This window comes from Streptomyces sp. cf386 (genome assembly GCF_900103585.1).
Taxonomy (GTDB): Bacteria; Actinomycetota; Actinomycetes; order Streptomycetales; family Streptomycetaceae; genus Streptomyces.
In genome coordinates this window covers 66175-85213 of the sequence record NZ_FNHV01000007.1, presented here as the reverse complement: position 1 = coordinate 85213, position 19039 = coordinate 66175, and the positions used below count along the sequence as shown (strand labels likewise).

14 protein-coding genes are annotated in these 19039 nt (G+C 70.6%); 4 read left to right on the top strand and 10 right to left on the bottom strand.

Translation table 11 applies throughout. From position 1 onward, the window contains the following. Positions 1-196: 196 nt before the first annotated feature. From BLU79_RS19105 to rsmH, 10 genes are all read right to left on the bottom strand, one after another. Complete coding sequence (locus tag BLU79_RS19105; protein ID WP_093907026.1) at positions 197-994, bottom strand: cell division protein FtsQ/DivIB; 798 nt, start codon at positions 992-994, stop codon at positions 197-199. Positions 995-1017: 23 nt separating this feature from the next. Beyond that, positions 1018-2112: an undecaprenyldiphospho-muramoylpentapeptide beta-N-acetylglucosaminyltransferase gene (gene murG / locus BLU79_RS19100; RefSeq protein WP_093907025.1), complete on the bottom strand. Its 1095-nt coding sequence runs from the start codon at positions 2110-2112 to the stop codon at positions 1018-1020. 6 nt (positions 2113-2118) lie between these two features. Continuing rightward, positions 2119-3483, bottom strand: a complete 1365-nt coding sequence (ftsW, locus tag BLU79_RS19095; protein ID WP_093907024.1) for a putative lipid II flippase FtsW — start codon at positions 3481-3483, stop codon at positions 2119-2121. A 104-nt stretch (positions 3484-3587) separates the two neighbouring features. Continuing rightward, complete coding sequence (murD, locus tag BLU79_RS19090) at positions 3588-5012, bottom strand: UDP-N-acetylmuramoyl-L-alanine--D-glutamate ligase (RefSeq protein WP_093907023.1); 1425 nt, start codon at positions 5010-5012, stop codon at positions 3588-3590. Beyond that, positions 4994-6067, bottom strand: a complete 1074-nt coding sequence (gene mraY / locus BLU79_RS19085) for a phospho-N-acetylmuramoyl-pentapeptide-transferase (RefSeq protein ID WP_093907022.1) — start codon at positions 6065-6067, stop codon at positions 4994-4996. The genes murD and mraY overlap by 19 nt, the downstream gene beginning before the upstream one ends. Then, positions 6064-7479 (bottom strand): UDP-N-acetylmuramoyl-tripeptide--D-alanyl-D-alanine ligase, encoded by a 1416-nt coding sequence (gene murF / locus BLU79_RS19080; protein ID WP_093907021.1) that lies wholly within the window; start codon positions 7477-7479, stop codon positions 6064-6066. The genes mraY and murF overlap by 4 nt, the downstream gene beginning before the upstream one ends. Before the next feature lie 4 nt (positions 7480-7483). Further along, a complete protein-coding gene (locus tag BLU79_RS19075) occupies positions 7484-9010 on the bottom strand; it encodes a UDP-N-acetylmuramoyl-L-alanyl-D-glutamate--2,6-diaminopimelate ligase (protein ID WP_093907020.1) in 1527 nt (508 codons plus the stop codon). 171 nt (positions 9011-9181) lie between these two features. Next, the gene (locus BLU79_RS19070; protein ID WP_371131892.1) at positions 9182-11140 is read right to left on the bottom strand and encodes a peptidoglycan D,D-transpeptidase FtsI family protein; all 1959 of its coding nucleotides are present in this window, start codon (positions 11138-11140) and stop codon (positions 9182-9184) included. Between the two features lie 5 nt (positions 11141-11145). Then, the gene (locus BLU79_RS19065; RefSeq protein ID WP_093907018.1) at positions 11146-11745 is read right to left on the bottom strand and encodes a cell division protein FtsL; all 600 of its coding nucleotides are present in this window, start codon (positions 11743-11745) and stop codon (positions 11146-11148) included. Positions 11746-11844: 99 nt separating this feature from the next. After that, positions 11845-12801, bottom strand: a complete 957-nt coding sequence (gene rsmH / locus BLU79_RS19060; protein ID WP_093907017.1) for a 16S rRNA (cytosine(1402)-N(4))-methyltransferase RsmH — start codon at positions 12799-12801, stop codon at positions 11845-11847. A gap of 419 nt (positions 12802-13220) precedes the next feature. Here rsmH and BLU79_RS19055 point away from each other — a divergent pair, with 419 nt between their 5' ends. The 4 genes from BLU79_RS19055 (at position 13221) to BLU79_RS19040 (ending at position 18800) form a co-directional block, all read left to right on the top strand. Beyond that, positions 13221-13769 (top strand): beta-class carbonic anhydrase, encoded by a 549-nt coding sequence (locus BLU79_RS19055; RefSeq protein WP_093907378.1) that lies wholly within the window; start codon positions 13221-13223, stop codon positions 13767-13769. 236 nt (positions 13770-14005) lie between these two features. Next, positions 14006-15049, top strand: coding sequence for an AAA family ATPase (locus tag BLU79_RS19050; protein ID WP_093907016.1), 1044 nt, complete (start codon positions 14006-14008; stop codon positions 15047-15049). Further along, on the top strand, positions 15046-16419 hold the full coding sequence (locus BLU79_RS19045; RefSeq protein WP_093907015.1) for a DUF58 domain-containing protein: 1374 nt from the start codon (positions 15046-15048) through the stop codon (positions 16417-16419). Before BLU79_RS19050 ends, BLU79_RS19045 begins: the two co-directional genes overlap by 4 nt. After that, a complete protein-coding gene (locus BLU79_RS19040) occupies positions 16416-18800 on the top strand; it encodes a transglutaminase TgpA family protein (RefSeq protein WP_093907377.1) in 2385 nt (794 codons plus the stop codon). Before BLU79_RS19045 ends, BLU79_RS19040 begins: the two co-directional genes overlap by 4 nt. Positions 18801-19039 lie beyond the last annotated feature (239 nt).

Sequence of the window (19039 nt, the reverse complement as noted above, 5' to 3'; positions counted from 1 at the left end):
CGTAGCGCCGACCCGAACCCTAACCCTGAAGTTTAGGGTTACCAGTGTGTCTGTTCCATGAAGTCTTCTGAACAGGACACTAAGTCGACAAGTGGCGCACGTTCAACGAACACGCCGAACCTCCCGTTTTTCTTTTCACCCTATGTGATCAGCCATGTCGCTGCCCAACCAGGGTGCTGGCCTGCGCAGATGTGCGTCAACTCCCCGCTGACGCAGGGGCGGTGGGAACGCTGACGTCGAAGTACCGCGCGTCCGGCGAGGCTTTCATGAGAGCGGTGAGTGTACGAGCCTTCGCCGCGCCCTTCTCGCCACTCCCCCAGGCGACGGTCCGGCCGTCGCCCAACTCCAGCGAGATGTCGTCGTATGAACGGACTTTGACGACCTTGGTGGAGCGCGCGACGGCGGCCGGAATGGCGCGGGCGACCCGCACCGCCTCTCGCACCAGACGGTCCTCGCCGAAGCGGCGCAGGCTCGCGACGGCGGAGCCCGACCGGGACACCGTCAATTCGAGTGCGGGAACGCCTTTCGGCGGCTCGGAAACCGTGGCGAAACGGACACCTTCATCGTCCACTTCGACAAAGTTTCCACCCTTTTCGACAATCAGAACCGGAGTACGCTCCGCCACTTTCAGGCTGATTCCATGCGGCCAGGCACGGACCACGTCAACCTCGTCAATTCGGGGCAATTTCCGGCGCAGTCGCGCCTCAATCGCACCGCTGTCGACGGAAATCAGCGGCGCCCCGACGGGGACGTCGGCGGCTTCGAGGACCTGTGCGGGCGTCAGGACCCGGGTCCCGGAGACGGATACGCGCTCGACGCGCAGCCATTGGGAGCCGTACAACGCCCAGACCGAGCCCGCACCGAGGAGTGCCAGCAGCACGGCAAGGATGATGATCGTACGAGGGCGCGGGAGCCTCAACCGCCGCCGGGCGAGGGGCGGGTCGGACGACTCCTGCTTACGTTCACCGCGCTCAGCGGTCGCCGGTCCGGCCACGCTCCCTGCCCTCCGTCACACGGTCACTGGCGGCGGTACGAGGCGATCGCCTCGTACACCATGCCGACGAGCAGGTCGTCGGCGTCCCGGCGGCCGAACTCGCTTGCCGCGCGGGACATCTCGTACAGCCGGTGCGGGTCGGCGAGCACGGGCAGAACGTTCTGCTGCACCCACTCGGGCGTGAGTTCCGCGTCGTCGACCAGCAGCCCGCCGCCGGCCTTGACCACCGGCTGGGCGTTGAGCCGCTGTTCGCCGTTGCCGATGGGCAGCGGGACATAGGCGGCCGGGAGTCCGACGGCGGAGAGTTCGGCGACGGTCATCGCGCCCGCGCGGCAGAGCATCAGGTCGGCCGCGGCGTACGCGAGGTCCATACGATCAAGGTAACTTACCGGGATGTAGGGGGGCATTCCCGGCATCTGCTGCACATGCGGCAATTCGTTCTTCGGGCCGACCGCGTGCAGGATCTGGATACCGGCCTGCTGGAGCCAGGGCGCGACCTGCTGGACGACCTCGTTGAGGCGACGGGCGCCCTGCGAGCCGCCGGAGACCAGCAGCGTCGGCAGGTTCGGGTCGAGCCCGAACGCGGCGCGAGCCTCGGGGCGGACGGCGGCCCGGTCGAGAGTGGCGATGGTCCGGCGCAGCGGGATGCCGATGTAGCGGGAGTTGCGCAGCTTGCTGTCGGGAGTGGAGACGGCGACCTGGGCGGCGTACCGCGAACCGATCTTGTTGGCGAGGCCCGGGCGGGCGTTGGCCTCGTGGATGATGATCGGCACCCCGAGGCGCTTGGCGGCGAGGTAGCCGGGCAGGGCGACATAGCCGCCGAAGCCGACGACGGCGTCCGCCTTGGTGCGCTCCAGGATCTGCTCGGTCGCCTTGATCGTGCCGCGCAGTCGGCCCGGGACGGTGATCAGCTCGGGCGTGGGCTTACGGGGCAGCGGTACGGCGGGGATGAGCGCGAGCTCGTAGCCCCGCTGCGGAACGAGTTTGGTCTCCAGGCCACGCTCCGTGCCCAGGGCCGTGATCCCCACGGTCGGGTCCTGCCTGCGCAGGGCGTCCGCGAGGGCGAGCGCGGGCTCGATGTGGCCGGCGGTCCCCCCACCGGCGAGTACGACATGCACCGAAATTCACCGCTCTCCGGACGAACGCGCCGCCGAGGCACGCCGTCGCATCGTGTTCCATCTCCGAGGCTCCCGGCCGGAACCGGAGCCTCCCGCACGCTTTCTACCAAAGCGGGGTTGCCGCAGGGAAAGCGCTGCCCGCGCAGCGGGCTCGTCGCGTGCGAAGGCGATCAGCAGCCCGATGGCGAACATGGTCGGCAGCAGGGCGGATCCCCCGTAGGAGAACAGCGGGAGGGGGACGCCTGCGATCGGCAGCAGACCGAGCACCGCACCGATGTTGATCACGGCTTGCGCGGTGATCCAGGTGGTCACGCCTCCCGCGGCGTACCTCACGAAGGGGTCCTCCGTGCGTCCGGCCACGCGGATACCCGCATAGCCTAGAGCCGCGAAGAGAGCGAGCACCGACAGCGTCCCCGCCAGGCCCAGTTCCTCACCGGTGACGGCGAAGATGAAGTCAGTGTGGGCTTCGGGGAGTTGACCCCATTTCTCCACACTCGCGCCCAGTCCGGAACCGAAAATTCCGCCGGAAGCGAGCGCGTAGATGCCGTGCACGGCCTGCCAGCAGTCGATGGTCCCGCTGCGCGGTTCGGTGGCGCCCAGGCACTGCAGGCGGGCCATCCGGTTCGCACTGCTCTTGATCAGGAGCAGGCCGATCACGCCCGCGACGGACAGCACCCCCACGAACAGCCGGGTCGGCGCTCCCGCGAGCCACAGCAGGCCGAAGAGGATCGCCGACAGGATGATCGCGGTGCCCATGTCGCCGCCGAGCATGATCAGTCCGAGCAGCATGAAGGCGACCGGCACGAGCGGCACCAGCATGTGCTTCCACTGCGTCAGCAGCTTCTTGTCCTGCTTGCGGGCGATCAGGTCGGCGCCCCACAGCACCAGCGCGAGCTTGCCGAACTCGCTGGGCTGGATCTGGAAGGAGCCACCGAGGGCGATCCAGTTCTGGTTGCCGTTGACCGCGACTCCTATCCCGGGCACCTGCACCAGCGCCATCAGGAAGACGGCACCGGCGAGGATCGGATAGGCGAGCGCACGGTGCAGCTTCACGGGCATCCGGGAGGCGGCGAGCAGCAGCCCGGTGCCGATCGCCGCGGCCAGGAGCTGCTTGCGGAAGAAGTACGACCCCGGCAGCGACATCTGCAGCGCGGTGATCTGGGAGGCCGAGTAGACCATCACCAGACCGAGCACGGTGATCAGCAGACTGCCGCCGAGGATGAGGTAGTACGCGGTCAGCGGCCGGTCCCACGCTCTGTGCACGCGCGTGTACAGCCGTCGTACCGGGTTGTCGGGCGGTGGCTGTGAAGGTGCAGGGCGGCGCCGGACGGCCCGCTGCACGGGAGGGCGTCCCGTACGGCTATCGGGCATCGGCGCCCACCGCCTCGCCGTGCGCGTACATACTGGCCGGCCACATCCGAGTCACGCGTCCCTCCAAGGGTCCCGAAGCAACCCGCAGTGGCCGAGACCCGGCGTCAGGCGCTCGCGCCGAGTTCGCGAACCGCTTCCGCGAACACGTCACCGCGCTGGTTGTAGTTGGCGAACATGTCCATCGAGGCACAGGCCGGGGCAAGGAGCACGGTGTCGCCGGGCTGTGCGAGCCGCTGCGCCTCCTGGACTGCCGCGAGCATCGCCCCAGTGTCGGTCCGGTCGAGGTCGACGACGGGTACTTCCGGCGCGTGTCGCGCGAGGGCTTCACGGATCAGGCCACGATCGGCGCCGATGAGCACGGCTGCGCGAAGCCGCTGCGCCGACTTGGCGACCAGCTCCTCGAAGACGGCGCCCTTGGCGAGTCCGCCCGCGATCCACACGATGGACTCGTAGGCCGCCAACGAGGCCTCCGCCGCGTGGGTGTTGGTCGCCTTGGAGTCGTCGACGTACGCGACCCCGGCCACGTCCGCCACATGCGCGATGCGGTGGGCGTCCGGGGTGAAGGCCCGCAGCCCGTCCCGTACGGCCTTGGGGGGCACCCCGTAGGCCCGGGCGAGGGCCGCCGCGGCGAGCGCGTTGGCGATGTTGTGCGGGGCAGGCGGGTTGACGTCGGCGACCTCGGCGAGCTCCTGGGCGTTCTTCTGCCGGTCCTCGACGAAGGCGCGGTCGACCAGGATGCCCTCGACGACGCCGAGTTGGGACGGGCCCGGGGTGCCGAGGGTGAAGCCGATGGCCCGGCAGCCCTCCTCGACGTCGGCCTCGCGCACCAGGTCCTCGGTGGCCTTGTCGGCGACGTTGTAGACGCAGGCGACGCGGTTGCCCTCGTAGATACGGCCCTTGTCGCGCGCGTACGCCTCCATGGAGCCGTGCCAGTCGAGGTGGTCGGGGGCGAGGTTGAGGACGGCGGCGGAGTGGGCGCGCACGGAGGGCGCCCAGTGGAGCTGGTAGCTGGACAACTCCACGGCCAGCACGTCGTACTGCTCCTCGCCGAGCACCGCGTCGAGGAGCGAGACGCCGATGTTGCCGACGGCAGCCGTGCGCAGGCCCGCCGCCTTGAGGATGGCGGCGAGCATCTGGACAGTCGTGGTCTTGCCGTTGGTGCCGGTGACCGCGAGCCAGGGGGCGGCTTCGGGGCCGCGCAGCCGCCAGGCCAGCTCCACGTCGCCCCAGACCTCGACGCCCGCTTCGTGAGCCGCCGCGAACAGCGGCTTGTCCGGCTTCCAGCCGGGCGCGGTGACGATCAGTTCGGTGCCTTCGGGCAGGGTGGCTCCGTCGCCGAGGCGGACGGTGATGCCGAGCGCCTCCAGTTCGGCGGCCTGGGCACGCGCGCGTGCGTCGTCGCCGTCGTTGACGACGGTGATCTTCGCGCCGAGGCCGTGCAGCACCTTGGCCGCCGGGATCCCGGAGACGCCGAGTCCCGCGACGGTGACGTTCTTCCCCTGCCAGTCGGTCACTTGTCCGCTGCCCATCCCGCGTAGAAGAGGCCCAGTCCGACGATCACACAGATGCCCTGAATGATCCAGAAGCGGACCACGACGAGTACTTCTGACCAGCCTTTGAGTTCGAAGTGGTGCTGGAGTGGCGCCATCCGGAAGACCCGCTTCCCGGTGAGCCGGAAGGAGCCGACCTGGATGACCACCGACATGGTGATCAGGACGAACAGGCCGCCGAGGATGGCGAGCAGGAACTCGGTGCGGGAGCAGATCGCCAGACCCGCGAGCGCGCCGCCGAGGGCCAGCGAACCGGTGTCGCCCATGAAGATCTTGGCGGGCGACGTGTTCCACCACAGGAAGCCGAGGCAGGCGCCCATCAGCGCGGAGGAGACGACGGCGAGGTCGAGTGGATCTCGCACCTCGTAACAGGCGCCCGGGTTGGCGAGCGTCTGGGCGTTGGCGCAGGACTCCTGGAACTGCCAGACGCCGATGAACGTGTACGCGCCGAAGACCAGCACGGAGGCGCCGGTGGCGAGGCCGTCCAGACCGTCCGTCAGGTTCACGCCGTTCGACATGGCGAGGATCATGAACAGCGCCCAGATGACGAACAGCACCGGGCCGATGGACCAGCCGAAGTCCTGCACGAAGGAGAGCTTGGTGGAGGCCGGGGTGTTTCCGCGGTTGTCCGCGAACTGAAGCGAGAGCACCGCGAAGGCGATACCGCCGAAGAGCTGGCCGGCCATCTTGGCCTTGGCCCGCAGACCCAGCGAACGACGCTTGACGATCTTGATGTAGTCGTCCAGGAAGCCGACCAGACCCATGCCGGCCATCAGGCCGAGCACCAGGACACCGGAGAACGTCGGCGGCTTGCCGGTGATCAGCTTGGACAGGAAGTACGCGGCGATCGTCGCCAGGATGAAGGCGATACCACCCATGGTCGGCGTACCGCGCTTGGCGTGGTGCTCACGCGGGCCGTCGTCCCGGATGTACTGGCCGTAGCCCTTGCGGGCCAGCAGCTTGATCAGCAGCGGAGTGCCGATCAGGGTCAGGAAGAGGCCAATGACTCCTGAGAACAGGATCTGATTCATCATCGGGCGGCAACCTCACCCTCGGTGCCGCCCGCGAGCAGCGCCTCGGCGATGCTCTCCAGACCGACCGAACGGGACGCCTTCACGAGCACGACGTCCCCCGGGCGCAACTCGCTGCGCAACAGGTCGACCGCCGCCTGTGCGTCGGACACGTGCACCGACTCCTCACCCCACGAACCCTCGTTATATGCGCCCAGTTGCAGCCAGGACGCTTCCCTGCCCCCGACCGCGACGAGCTTGCCGACATTGAGCCGGACGGCGAGCCGTCCGACCGCGTCGTGCTCGGCGAGCGCCTCGTCCCCGAGCTCGGCCATCTTGCCGAGCACCGCCCACGTGCGACGCCCCTTGCCCATGGCCGCAAGAGCACGCAGAGCGGCCCGCATGGACTCGGGGTTCGCGTTGTAGGCGTCGTTGACGACTGTCACGCCGTCCGGGCGCTCGGTGACCTCCATACGCCAGCGGGAGAGGGAGCCCGCCTCGGAGAGCGCGGTGGCGATCTCGTCTGCGGACATGCCCAGCTCATGGGCGACGGCGGCCGCGGCGAGCGCGTTCGACACGTGGTGCTCACCGTACAGGCGCATGGTCACATCGCTTGCACCGGAGGGTGTGTGGAGAGTGAAAGCAGGCTGTCCGCTGTCCGTGAGTCTCACGTTCTCGGCGCGTACGTCCGCTTCGCCTGACTCTCCGAAAAGGATCACCTTCGCCTTCGTACGGGACGCCATGGCCCGTACGAGGGGATCGTCGGCGTTGAGGATCGCGGCGCCGTCGTCCTCGGCCGACGGCAGACTCTCGACGAGCTCGCCCTTGGCCTGCGCGATCTGCTCGCGGCCGCCGAACTCGCCGATGTGGGCGGTGCCGACGTTGAGCACGAGGCCGATCTTCGGGGGCGTCAGATCGGCGAGGTAGCGGATGTGGCCGATGCCGCGGGCGCCCATCTCCAGGACCAGGAACCTGGTCTCCTCGGTGGCGCTGAGGGCGGTGAGCGGCAGCCCGATCTCGTTGTTGAGCGAGCCCGGCGTCCACACGGTGGGCGCCTTGCGCTGGAGCACCTGGGCGATCAGGTCCTTGGTGCTGGTCTTGCCCGCCGAGCCGGTCAGGGCGACGAGGGTCGCGCCGAGCCGTCGTACGACATGACGGGCGAGGGCGCCGAGGGCCTTCTGGACGTCGGCCACGACGATGGCGGGTACGCCGACGGGGCGGGACGCCAGGACGGCGACGGCGCCCGCTTCGACCACCGCGGCCGCGTAGTCGTGGCCGTCCACGCGCTCGCCGACGAAGGCGGCGAAGAGAGTGCCGGGCTCCACTTCACGGGAGTCCCGGACGACGGGTCCGGTGACCTGGACGGCCGGATCCGGTATGTCGTGCGTCTGCCCGCCGACGACTTCTGCGATCTCGGCGAGAGAGAGGGCGATCACAAGTTCATCCCTGGGTCTTCTGGATAGCTTCGCGAAGCACCTGGCGGTCGTCGAAGGGACGGACCACTCCGGCGATGTCCTGGCCCTGCTCATGCCCCTTGCCCGCGACCAGCACGGTGTCGCCGGGCTCGGCGCGGGCGACGGCTGCGGCGATCGCGGCGGCCCGGTCCTCGAAGACCTGGACCTCGCCACGCTCGTGTACTGGCACGGACGCCGCGCCCTGGAGCATGGTTGCGAGAATCGCGAGGGGGTCCTCGGAGCGGGGGTTGTCGGAGGTCAGTACGGCGGTGTCGGCGAACCGGGCCGCGGCGGCGCCCATCGGCACGCGCTTGGTGACGTCACGGTCCCCGCCGCAGCCGAGCACGACGTGCAGGCGGCCCTCGGTGACCTTGCGGAGGGCCTTGAGCACCGATTCGACGGCGTCGGTCTTGTGGGCGTAGTCCACGACCGCGAGATACGGCTGCCCGGCGTCCACGCGCTCCAGGCGGCCCGGCACGCCCGGCACGGCGGCGATGCCGTCGGCGGCCGCCTGGGCGTCGAGGCCGGCGGCGGCCAGGGCGGTGATGGCGGCGAGGGTGTTCGCCACGTTGAAGGGGCCCGGCAGCGGGGACTTGGCGCTGATCCGCTCGCCCTTGGGGCCGATGACGGTGAACGTGGAGTCCAGCTGCCCGACCTCGACGTCCTCGGCGCGCCAGTCGGCGTCGGGGTGCCCCTCGGCGGAGTAGGTGACGACCGGGACGGTGGCCTCCTTGGCGAGGCGGCGGCCGTACTCGTCGTCGACGTTGACCACGCCGAGTTTGCTGCGTTTCGGCGTGAACAGCTGCGCCTTGGCCCGGAAGTAGTCCTCCATGTCGGAGTGGAACTCCATGTGTTCCGGGCTGAGGTTGGTGAAGGCGGCGATGTCGAAGACACAGCCGTCGACACGGCCGAGGACCAGCGCGTGGCTGGAGACCTCCATGGCGACCGCCTCGACGCCGCGTTCGCGCATGACGGCGAACAGGGCCTGGAGGTCGGTGGCCTCCGGGGTGGTGCGCTCGGACTTGATGCGCTCGTCGCCGACGCGCATCTCGACGGTGCCGATGAGGCCGGTGGTACGAGCGCTCTTGAGGCCGCCCTCGACGAGGTACGCGGTGGTGGTCTTGCCGGAGGTGCCGGTGATGCCGATCTGCAGCAGCTCGTGGCCGGGGTGGCCGTAGATCGTGGCCGCGAGTTCGCCCATCCGGCCGCGCGGATCCTCGACGACCAGGACCGGGAGACCGGTCGCGGCGGCGCGCTCGGCGCCGGTCGGGTCGGTCAGCACGGCCGCCGCGCCGAGGCCGGCGGCCTGGGTGACGAAGTCGGCGCCGTGCAGGCGGGCGCCCGGGAGGGCGGCGTACAGGTCGCCGGGGCGGACGGCGCGCGAGTCATGGGTGATGCCCGTGACCTCGGCGGCCTTCGCCTGTTCCGGTGCGGGGACACCCAGCTGATCGGCAAGTTCCGCGAGGGGTGTGGCGGAGACCTGCGCCGGCCTGGGCGGTCCCGGATACGTCACGGGATGCCCCTTCTGGGTGGTTTGGGACTGATCAGCGTGTGGCACGGCGGTGAGCGTACCCGGCGCACCCGCCTGGGAGCGAAGTGAGGGCCTTGGGGCGCCCTGGTTTCCGGAGTCGGGAGTGATCGTTGTCACGAGGTGGTTCCTGGCTGCTCGGTGCTGATCAGGGGGTCAGTTGTAGGCGACCGGGAGCTTCGCCGGTTTGGCCCCGGTCGGCGGGACCTGGAGGGTCTTCAGCGCGAACTCCATGACCTTCTTGTAGATGGGCCCACAGATCTGGCCGCCGAAGTAGTTGCCCGCGGTGGCGTTCTGGATCGCGCAGTAAACCGTGACACGGGGCTTGTCGGCGGGCGCGAAGCCGGCGAACGACGACGTGTAGCCGCGGTACCTGCCGGTGGCCGGATCCACGCGGTTCGCCGTACCCGTCTTGCCCGCGACCCGGTAGCCGGGGATGCGCGCCTTGGTGCCGGTGCCCTCCTTGTCGTCCACGACCGACTCCAGCATCTGGGCGAGGGTCTTCGCCGTCTTCTCGCTGATGACCCTGGTCTTCTTGGGCTTGGAGGCGGCGGTGAACTGCCCGTCGGGTCCGGTGGTGCCACGCACGAGCTTGGGATCGACGCGGACGCCGCCGTTGGCGATCGTCGAGTAGACGGAGGCCGCCTGCATCGCGTTGATGGACACGCCCTGGCCGAAAGGAATCGTGTACTGCTGCGAGGTCGACCAGGTGCCCGGGGCGGCGAGGATCCCCGGAGTCTCGCCCGGGTAGCCGAGCCCGGTGTAACTGCCGAAGCCGAACTTGCGCAGGTAGTTGTAGAGGACCTGGTTGGACTGCTTCTGCGTCTTGCCCAGCTGGCCGGTGGCCAGGATGGTGCCGATGTTGCTGGACTTGGCGAGCACGCCGTTGAGCGTCAGGTACCAGGTCGGGTGGTCGATGTCGTCCTTGAAGAGCCGGTCGCCCCGGTGCAGCCGGTTGGGCACGACGACATGCGTGCCGGGCGCGGCCACCTCCTCCTCCAGTACGGCGGCCATCGAGATGACCTTCGCGGTGGAGCCGGGCTCGTAGGCGTCCTGGACCGCCGCGTTGCCCAGGTTCGCGGCGCTGGCCTCGGAGAGGTCGTTCGGGTCGAAGCCGGGCGCGTTGGCCATCGCGAGGATCTCGCCGGTGGTGGTGTCCTGGACGATCACATAGCCGCGGTCGGCCTTGGACTTCGCCACCTGCTGGCTGATCGCGTTCTGCGCGGCCCACTGGATGTCGCGGTCGATGGTGAGCTCGACGTCGCTGCCGGGCACGGCGGGTGTCTCGGTGGAGCCGACGGTGGGCACCTGGCGGCCGCCGGACTGGGCGTAGCGGATCTCGCCGTCCTTGCCCTCCAGCTCCTTGTTCAGCTGCTGCTCGACGCCGCCGCCGCCCTTGCCGTCGGAGTTGACCCAGCCCAGTATCCCGGCGGCGAGGTCGCCGTTCGGGTACACGCGCTTGCTGCTCGCGACCGAGAGGACGCCCGCGAGGACGTTGACGGTGCTCTTGTCGCTCTCGGACTTGGTGGCCAGCGCGGTCTTCAGATCCTTGATCTGCTTCCAGACCTGCGGGGTCTGCCGGCTCGCCAGCAGGGTGTAGCGCAGGTTCTTGTTCGCCGGCCGGAGCTTTTTGACGATCGCGGCCTGGTCCTGGTTGAGGATCGGCGCGAGGAGGGCGGCCGCCTGCTCGGGGCCGTCGTCGATCTTCAGCTGCTCGCGGCTGAACAGGGTGGGGTCGGCCGTGATGTCGTACGCGTCCACGCTGGTCGCCAGCGCCACGCCGTTGCGGTCGGTGATGCCCCCGCGCACGGCGGCCAGGGTGTAGCCGACGTACCGGTTCTTCTCGGCCTTGGCGGCGTAGGTGCTCGCGTCGACGCCCTGCACCTGCAGCAGCCGTACGACGAAGGCGAGCAGGACGAGGGTCAGGGCCAGGCTGACCATGCGCAGCCGGGGGCGAGGGCTGCCGAGCCGGATGAGGCGGACGGCCCCGGCGCGGGGCGGTGCCGGGCGGCGGGCGGGGCGGGAGCCGGAACCCGGGCGTCGCTGGGCGCCGCCGGAACGGGCGGGCTTCGCGGGTCCGGGCACGCGACGGCGCGGCGCTTCCCTGTCGGACACTTCCGTCACCTGCCGGGGGTCGGATACGCGGACAACTGGGTGGACTGGCCGAACGGGTTGGACTGCTGGGCCGGCGGCGCGTACTGCGGCGTGGCGGGCGGAGCCTCGGGGGACGCGTACTGAGGCGTGACGGGAGTGACCCCGGGGACGGGCGTCGCGCCGGTCGTCGGCGCCACCGTGGGCTCGCTGACGAGGGGCTCGGGGGCCAGGACGAGGGGCATGTACGCGGAGGTCCGGCCGGCGGGCGCTGGGCTGGGGAAGCCCTTCACCGTGCCGTCGGGGTCGAGGAAGGCGGGGTCGCCGCCGGGGACCATGCCGAGTTCGTTGGCGCGGCGCTGGAGGGCGTCGGGGGCGGAGTAGGCGTCGATGTCCCGCTGGAGGGACTGCTCCTCGTCGGTGAGGGCCTTCGTCTCCTTCTTCAGGTCGTCGAGCCTGAACGCGCCTTCGCTGAGGGCGGAGTTCAGCACGAGGAGCCCGATGAGGCCGCCGCCGAGGAGGAGGACGACCAGGAGGACGAAGGGGGTGCGGGCGGCCCGCGCGCGCCCTGCGGGAATGAGGCGCGCCAGCCGGGCGGCACGCCCCCTCAGTTCGGGTTTCCTACTCACTCACGCTCCCCCGGGTCCGGTTCTCCAACTCATCGGTTTGAATCCTGAACTCGTCGGTTTGGATCCTGGACCCGGACGCCCGCCCCTGCCTCACGCCCCTCATTCGATGGACTCCCTGATGCGCTCGGCGCCGCGCAGGCGCGCAGGTGCCGCGCGCCGGTTCTCGGCGACCTCTTCCTCGGTGGGAAGTTCGGCACCGCGCGTCAGCAGCTTGAGCCGGGGCTGGTAGCGCTCGGGGACGACGGGCAGCCCGGGCGGGGCGGTGTTGGCGGCGCCGGCCGCGAACACCTGCTTGACCAGCCGGTCCTCCAGCGAGTGGTACGACAGGACGGCGATCCGCCCGCCGACGTCGAGGGCCTGAACGGCGGCCGGGATCGCCCGCTCCAGGACGGAGAGCTCGCCGTTGACCTCGATGCGCAGCGCCTGGAAGGTGCGCTTGGCCGGATTGCCGCCAGTGCGCTTGGCGGCCTGCGGCAGCGCGTCCCGGATCAGCTCGACGAGCCGCGCGCTGTTGCTGAACGGCTCCTTCTCCCGCTCGCGCACGATCGCGCCCACGATCCGCTTGGCCTGCTTCTCCTCGCCGTACGCGCGCAGGATCCGGACCAGCTCACCGGCCGGGTAGGTGTTGAGGACCTCGGCGGCGCTGACGCCGGTCGTCTGGTCCATGCGCATGTCGAGGGGGGCGTCCTGGGCGTAGGCGAAGCCGCGGTCGGCCTCGTCGAGTTGCATGGAGGAGACGCCGAGGTCGAACAGGACGCCCTGCACGCGCGCGATGCCGAGCCTTTCCAGGACGTCCGGGAGTTCGTCGTAGACGGCGTGCACGAGGTTGGCGCGCTCGCCGTAGGGCGCGAGCCGCTCGCCGGACAGGCGCAGGGCCTCCTTGTCCCGGTCGAGGGCGACGAGCCGGGCCTCGGGGAACTGCCGAAGGAGCGCCTCGCTGTGGCCGCCGAGCCCGAGCGTGCAGTCGACGACCACCGCTCCGGGCCGCTCAAGGGCGGGGGCCAACAGGTCCAGGCACCGCTGGAGCATCACCGGGACATGTCGACTCTGGCTCAAGGGGCCCTCTCAGATCCGGCAGGCCGTACGCACCGCCGGGTCCCCGCCCGCTCGTGAAGGGGAGGCCTGCCGGCGCCGAGAGCGTCAGCCGACCGGGAGCGGGAGGAGGCCGAGCCGTACGTACGCGCCGCGCACGCGGGGAGATCTCCGGAAAATCGCCGGGGTCTCCGGGAAAAACAGTCCAGCAGGGAGAGCCGCCCCTCCCGCTTCGCGTCACTTTAGTCCACCGTGTCGCGCGGTCAATCAACCGGCCTGCGCGTCGCCGATTCGGGTTCGGACGAAGCCGCGAGGTGCGCGAAATCGCTCGTATGGGCGCACTCACGCCACCCCTGTGGGTTAGCTCACAACAAGGCCTGATGGCGTTCTTTGTCCCCTCTCACAACGGGACCGGTTCGGGCGTGACCAGTACCGTCATGGGTATGACGACTTCTGCATCGGTTCCCGCTGGTCCGGAGAGTGCGATAGCCCACCGCGGCACGGTCACGGACCGTCTCGTCGAGGCGAACGAGCGCTACGCAGCCGCCTTCACCGACCCCGGCATGGACGCCCGCCCCGTGCTGCACGTCGCCGTCGTCGCCTGCATGGACGCCCGTCTCGACCTGCACGCGGCGCTCGGCCTGGATCTCGGCGACTGCCACACGATCCGCAACGCGGGCGGCGTCGTCACCGACGACGTGATCCGCTCGCTCACCATCAGCCAGCGCAAGCTGGGCACCCGCAGCATCGTCCTGATCCACCACACCGGCTGCGGCCTGGAGGCGATCACCGAGGACTTCCGCACCGACCTGGAGATGGAGGTCGGCCAGCGTCCCGCCTGGGCGGTGGAGGCCTTCCGGGACGTCGACCAGGACGTACGGCAGTCGATGCAGCGTGTGCGCACCTCGCCGTTCCTGCTGCACACCAACGACGTGCGGGGCTTCGTCTTCGACGTGAAGACGGGTCTGCTGCGGGAGATCGACCCCGCGTGACCACCCGCCGCACCTGTCGTTTCGCTGTCAATTCAGGTTGGGGCGTGCCCAAAAGGCCGTAAGCCCGACATATCGCAGACAGTTGTCCACAGGCGAGTGACACGAATCGGTAACGGCAGCAAGAATGCGGGTGTGGCAACACGCGGAACGTTTCACGCGTGGTGTCCGTGTTCCAGGGGAGGGCCGGTCCGCGTCGTAGAGCGTCGGCCCGGAAAGAACGGGCCGAGGAGGGCCGGGTGACGACCTATGACGATCGAGCGAGCCTCACTGATCTGACCGCCACTGTGGAGCGTGTCCGCAGTTCGGTGGAAGGAGTGATCGAGGGCAAGCCCGAGGTCGTACGGCTTTCGCTGACCGTACTGCTCGCCGAGGGACATCTTCTGATCGAGGATGTTCCCGGCGTGGGCAAGACGATGCTGGCGAAGGCGCTGGCACGGTCCATCGACTGTTCGGTACGGCGTATCCAGTTCACGCCGGACCTGCTGCCGTCCGACATCACCGGCGTGTCCATCTGGGACCAGCAGCGCAAGGACTTCGAGTTCAAGCCCGGCGCGATCTTCGCCCAGATCGTGATCGGTGACGAGATCAACCGCGCGTCGCCGAAGACGCAGTCCGCGCTCCTGGAGTCCATGGAGGAGCGCCAGGTCACGATCGACGGGACGACCTACGAGCTGCCGAGCCCCTTCATGGTGGTGGCCACGCAGAACCCGGTCGAGATGGAGGGCACCTACCCGCTGCCCGAGGCCCAGCGCGACCGCTTCATGGCCCGTGTCTCCGTCGGCTACCCCAGCGTCGAGGCCGAGCTGCAGATGCTGGACGTGCACGGCGGCGCCTCGCCGCTGGAGGACATGCAGCCGGTGGCGCACGCGCACGACATCGTGAAGCTGATCGACGCGGTGCGCGGCGTGCACGTCGCCGAGCCCGTCCGCCGGTACGCGGTGGACCTGGTCGCCGCCACGCGCACCCACCCCGACCTCAGACTCGGTGCGTCCCCGCGCGCGACGCTGCACCTGCTGCGCGCGGCGAAGGCGTCCGCGGCCCTCAGCGGCCGGGAGTACGCGCTGCCGGACGACGTGCAGGCCCTCGCCGTGGCCGTCCTGGCCCACCGTCTGCTGCCCACCGCGCAGGCCCAGCTGAACCGCCGGACGTCCGAGCAGGTCGTCCAGGAGATCCTGCAGCGCACGCCGGTGCCCGCCGCGCCCCAGCAGCAGAGCGGCTTCGGCGGTCTGGGCCGCGGCACTCCGGGGTACGGCCAGCAGCCACCGCGGAGGCTGGGATGACCTCCGGCAGTACCGGCCAGGCCGAGGCGGACCGCGGCGAGAAGAGCGGGATCCGAACGGCACTGGCCGGTCTGACCACGCGCGGCCGCTCCTTCCTGGCCGCCGGCATCGCGGCCGCGATCTGCTCCTACGTCCTCGGCCAGAGCGACCTGCTGCGCGTCGGGCTGCTGCTCGCCGTGCTGCCGCTGGTCTGCGCGACCGTGCTGTACCGCACCCGCTACCGGGTCGCGGGCAGCCGCCGGCTCTCCCCCGCGCGCGTGCCCGCGGGCAGCGAGGCCCGCGTCCATCTGCGGATGGACAACGTCTCCCGGCTGCCCACGGGCCTGCTGATGCTCCAGGACCGGGTGCCGTACGTCCTCGGGCCGCGCCCCCGCTTCGTGCTGGACCGGGTGGAGCCGGGCGGCCGCCGTGAGGTGTCCTACCGGGTCCGCTCCGACCTGCGCGGCCGCTATCCGCTGGGCCCGCTCCAGCTGCGCCTGAGCGACCCGTTCGGCATGTGCGAGCTGACCCGGTCCTTCTCGACGTACGACACCCTGACGGTCATCCCGCGCGTGGAGCCGCTGCCGCCGGTCCGCTTCAGCGGGGAGGCGAAGGGGTACGGCGACGGTCGGCAGCGCTCGCTCGCGCTGGCCGGCGAGGACGACGTGATCCCGCGCGGGTACCGCTACGGCGACGACCTGCGCCGCGTGCACTGGCGCTCCACCGCACGCTACGGCGAGCTGATGGTGCGCCGCGAGGAGCAGCCGCAGCGCTCCCGCTGCACGGTGCTGCTGGACACCCGCGGCCCGGCCTTCCGGGGCGCTGGCCCCGACTCGGCCTTCGAGTGGGCCGTCTCGGGCACGGCGTCCGTGCTGGTCCACATGCTGGAGCGGGGCTTCTCCGTACGGCTGTTGACCGACACCGGCAACTCGGTGCCCGGCGAGGGCGCCGACGGGTTCGCGGGCGCCAGCCAGGAGTCGGCGGACGCGGCCGGGCTGATGATGGACACCCTCGCGGTGATCGACCATTCCGACGGTACGGGCCTGTCGCGGGCGTACGACCTGCTGCGCGGCGGCAACGAGGGGCTGCTGGTCGCCTTCTTCGGCGACCTCGACGAGGAGCAGGCGGCGGTGGCCGCGAAGATGCCGCAGCGCAGCGGGGGCGCGGTGGCCTTCGTGCTGGACAGCGGGGCCTGGGTGCGGGAACCGACCGATGTGCCCGGCGCGTTGGACAGGGGCGAGGAGCGGCTGCGGATGCTGCGGGAGGCGGGCTGGACGGCCCTGAGCGTGCCGCGGGGCGCTTCGCTGAACGAGCTGTGGCGCCAGGCGGACCGAGCGCGTACGGACGCCGCCGCGACAAGCGGCGCTCGGAGCGAGGGGGGACCGGCATGAGCGGGCGGACACGGATGGCGCTGAGCGCCGCGGTGGCCACTTTGCTGGCGTCGTGCGCCCTGCTGCCGCTGGTCTCCCCGGTCAGTTGGCTCATCCAGGCGACCTTCCTGCTGGCGATCCAGACCGGCGTCGGCATGGCGACCCGGAGAGTGCCGCTGGCCCGGCCCCTGACGGTGGCGGCGCAGGCCCTCGTCGCGCTGATGCTGCTGACCCTGACCTTCGCCAACCAGCAGGCGATCCTCGGAGTGATTCCCGGCCCGGAGGCCTTCAGTCACTTCGCCGACCTGTTGCGGACCGGCGCGGACGACGTCAGCCGGTACTCGATCCCGGCGCCGCTGTCCGACGGCATCCGGCTGATGCTCATCGGCGGTGTCCTGATCATCGGCCTCGCGGTCGACACCCTCGCGGCGACCTTCCGCAGCGCGGCCCCGGCCGGGCTGCCCCTGCTGGCGCTGTACTCCGTGGCCGCGGGGCTGTCCGACGGCGCCGGGGACTGGCTGTGGTTCCTGGTCGCCGCCGCGGGCTATCTGATGCTGCTGCTGGCCGAGGGACGCGACCGGCTCTCCCAGTGGGGCCGGGTCTTCGGCGGGCCGCCCCAGATGCCGGGCGGGGAGCCGAGCGACGCGGTGGCGCCGGTCCGCACCGGACGGCGCATCGGCATGGTCGCGCTGGGCATCGCCCTGGTGGTGCCGCTCGCCCTGCCCACCATGAACGGCGGCCTGCTGGACGCGGCCGGGGCAGGCGTGGGCTCGGGCAGCGGGAGCGGCGGCACGATATCCGCGGTGAACCCCCTGGTGTCGCTGCGCGACAGCCTGAACGTGGACGAGGACCGCCAGGTCCTGTCCCTGAAGACCAACACGGACGACGTCTCCAGCCTGTACCTGCGCATCGTCTCCCTGGACGACTTCGACGGCACCACCTGGCAGCCGTCGAAGCGCAGCATCCAGTCCGTGCCGGGCGAGTTCCCCACGCCCATCGGCCTCGGCCCCGACGTCCGGCGCGCGGAGATCGAGACGACGATCTCGGCCGCGGACTGGTACGCCCAGAACTGGCTGCCGATGCCGTATCCGCCGAGCGGCGTGGACATCAACGGCAACTGGCGCTACGAGCCGCTGGGCATGACGGTCGTCGGTGACCGCCGCCAGACCACGCGCGGGGTGACGTACACCGTGCGCAGCCTCGATGTGCAGCCGACGGCGGACCAGCTCGCGAACGCCGGGGAGCCGCCCGCCGCGCTCAAGCGCGAGTTCACCGAGCTGCCCGACTCACTGCCCGCGGTGGTCGCCAAGACCGCCCGCAAAGTCACCGAAGGCGCGACCAGCCACTACGAGCAGGCGGTCAAGCTGCAGGAGTACTTCGCGGTGACGGGCGGCTTCCAGTACGACACCAACGTCAAGGTGGGCAGCGGCCGGCAGGCGATCGCCCGCTTCCTGAAGGACAAGGAGGGCTTCTGCGTCCACTTCTCCTTCGCGATGGCCGCGATGGCCCGCTCGCTGGATATACCGGCCCGGGTCGCGGTGGGCTTCGCGCCCGGAACCCCGCAGGGCGGCAACTCGGTCTCGGTGGGGCTGAAGGACGCGCACGCCTGGCCCGAGCTGTACTTCGAGGGCGTGGGCTGGACCCGCTTCGAGCCGACGCCGACTCGTGGCTCGGTTCCGTCGTACACGGTGTCGGACACGCCCGGCTCCACGCTGCCGGACGTGACACGGCCCTCGCAGTCGGCCAGCACCGGGCCCTCCGCCTCGCCGTCGACGAGCGAGAGCTGCGCCGGTCAGAACCCGGAGCTGTGCGCGAGCGAGTCCCCGGAGGCGGCGGTGGCCGTCGGCGGTGACGGCCCGAAGTGGTACGTCCTTCTCGCGTGGGTGCTGGGTGGGGCGACGGTACTGCTGATCCCGTTGGCGCCGATGCTGTGGCGGTTGCGCACACGGGCGGTGCGGCTGGGAGGGCATGGCCGCGCGGAGGCGGACATAGCGCCGCACACGCTGGCGGTCTGGCAGGAACTGACGGACACCGCCTGGGACTTCGGCATCCCACCGGACGACTCCCAGACTCCCCGTAAGAGCGCCGCCCGCATCGTCCGACTGGGCCATCTCGACCCATCGGCCGCGGCCTCGGTCCATCGAGTCGCCGACGCGGTGGAGCAGGTCCTCTACGCCCCCGTTCCCCGACCTGTGGCGGGCCTCGCGGAGGACGTCCGCCGTGTGCTGTCCAGCCTCGAGTCCAAGGCCGGCTGGACGACGAACCTGCGCGCCCGGCTGGCCCCACGCTCCAGCGTGCGGGTGGTCTGGGCCCTGTCGGACCGGTGGCTCAACGTGAAGCGGCGTGCCGCCGCTGCCCGACCGACGTGGCGAAGGCCGTCGACGCCGGGTCAGCGGGGGTGAGGGCTCGCTGCGGGCGAGCGGCTTGAGGGCGGGCGCTGGACGGCAGTAGCTCCTGCGCTCCTGCATGCTGCCGGACGCCAGGGCACATGCGATGTGTGCCCTGGCCATGGGCACGGCCCACTCGCCCGGCCCAGGCGGAGGAACTGGCCGAGTCCGTTCGTTCGGAACGGCCACCACCCGGGGCAGTCCGAGGGCGGGCATACATCAGGGGGTGGCCACCCGTCCGGTGGTCACCCCCT

Bases quoted from the DNA above. Each gene is read 5' to 3' on its own strand.
- ftsW (WP_093907024.1), bottom strand. From the start codon at position 3,483: ATGCCCGATAGCCGTACGGGACGCCCTCCCGTGCAGCGGGCCGTCCGG.
- murD (WP_093907023.1), bottom strand. From the start codon at position 5,012: ATGGGCAGCGGACAAGTGACCGACTGGCAGGGGAAGAACGTCACCGTC.
- mraY (WP_093907022.1), bottom strand. From the start codon at position 6,067: ATGATGAATCAGATCCTGTTCTCAGGAGTCATTGGCCTCTTCCTGACC.
- BLU79_RS19055 (WP_093907378.1), top strand. From the start codon at position 13,221: ATGACGACTTCTGCATCGGTTCCCGCTGGTCCGGAGAGTGCGATAGCC.
- BLU79_RS19045 (WP_093907015.1), top strand. From the start codon at position 15,046: ATGACCTCCGGCAGTACCGGCCAGGCCGAGGCGGACCGCGGCGAGAAG.
- BLU79_RS19040 (WP_093907377.1), top strand. From the start codon at position 16,416: ATGAGCGGGCGGACACGGATGGCGCTGAGCGCCGCGGTGGCCACTTTG.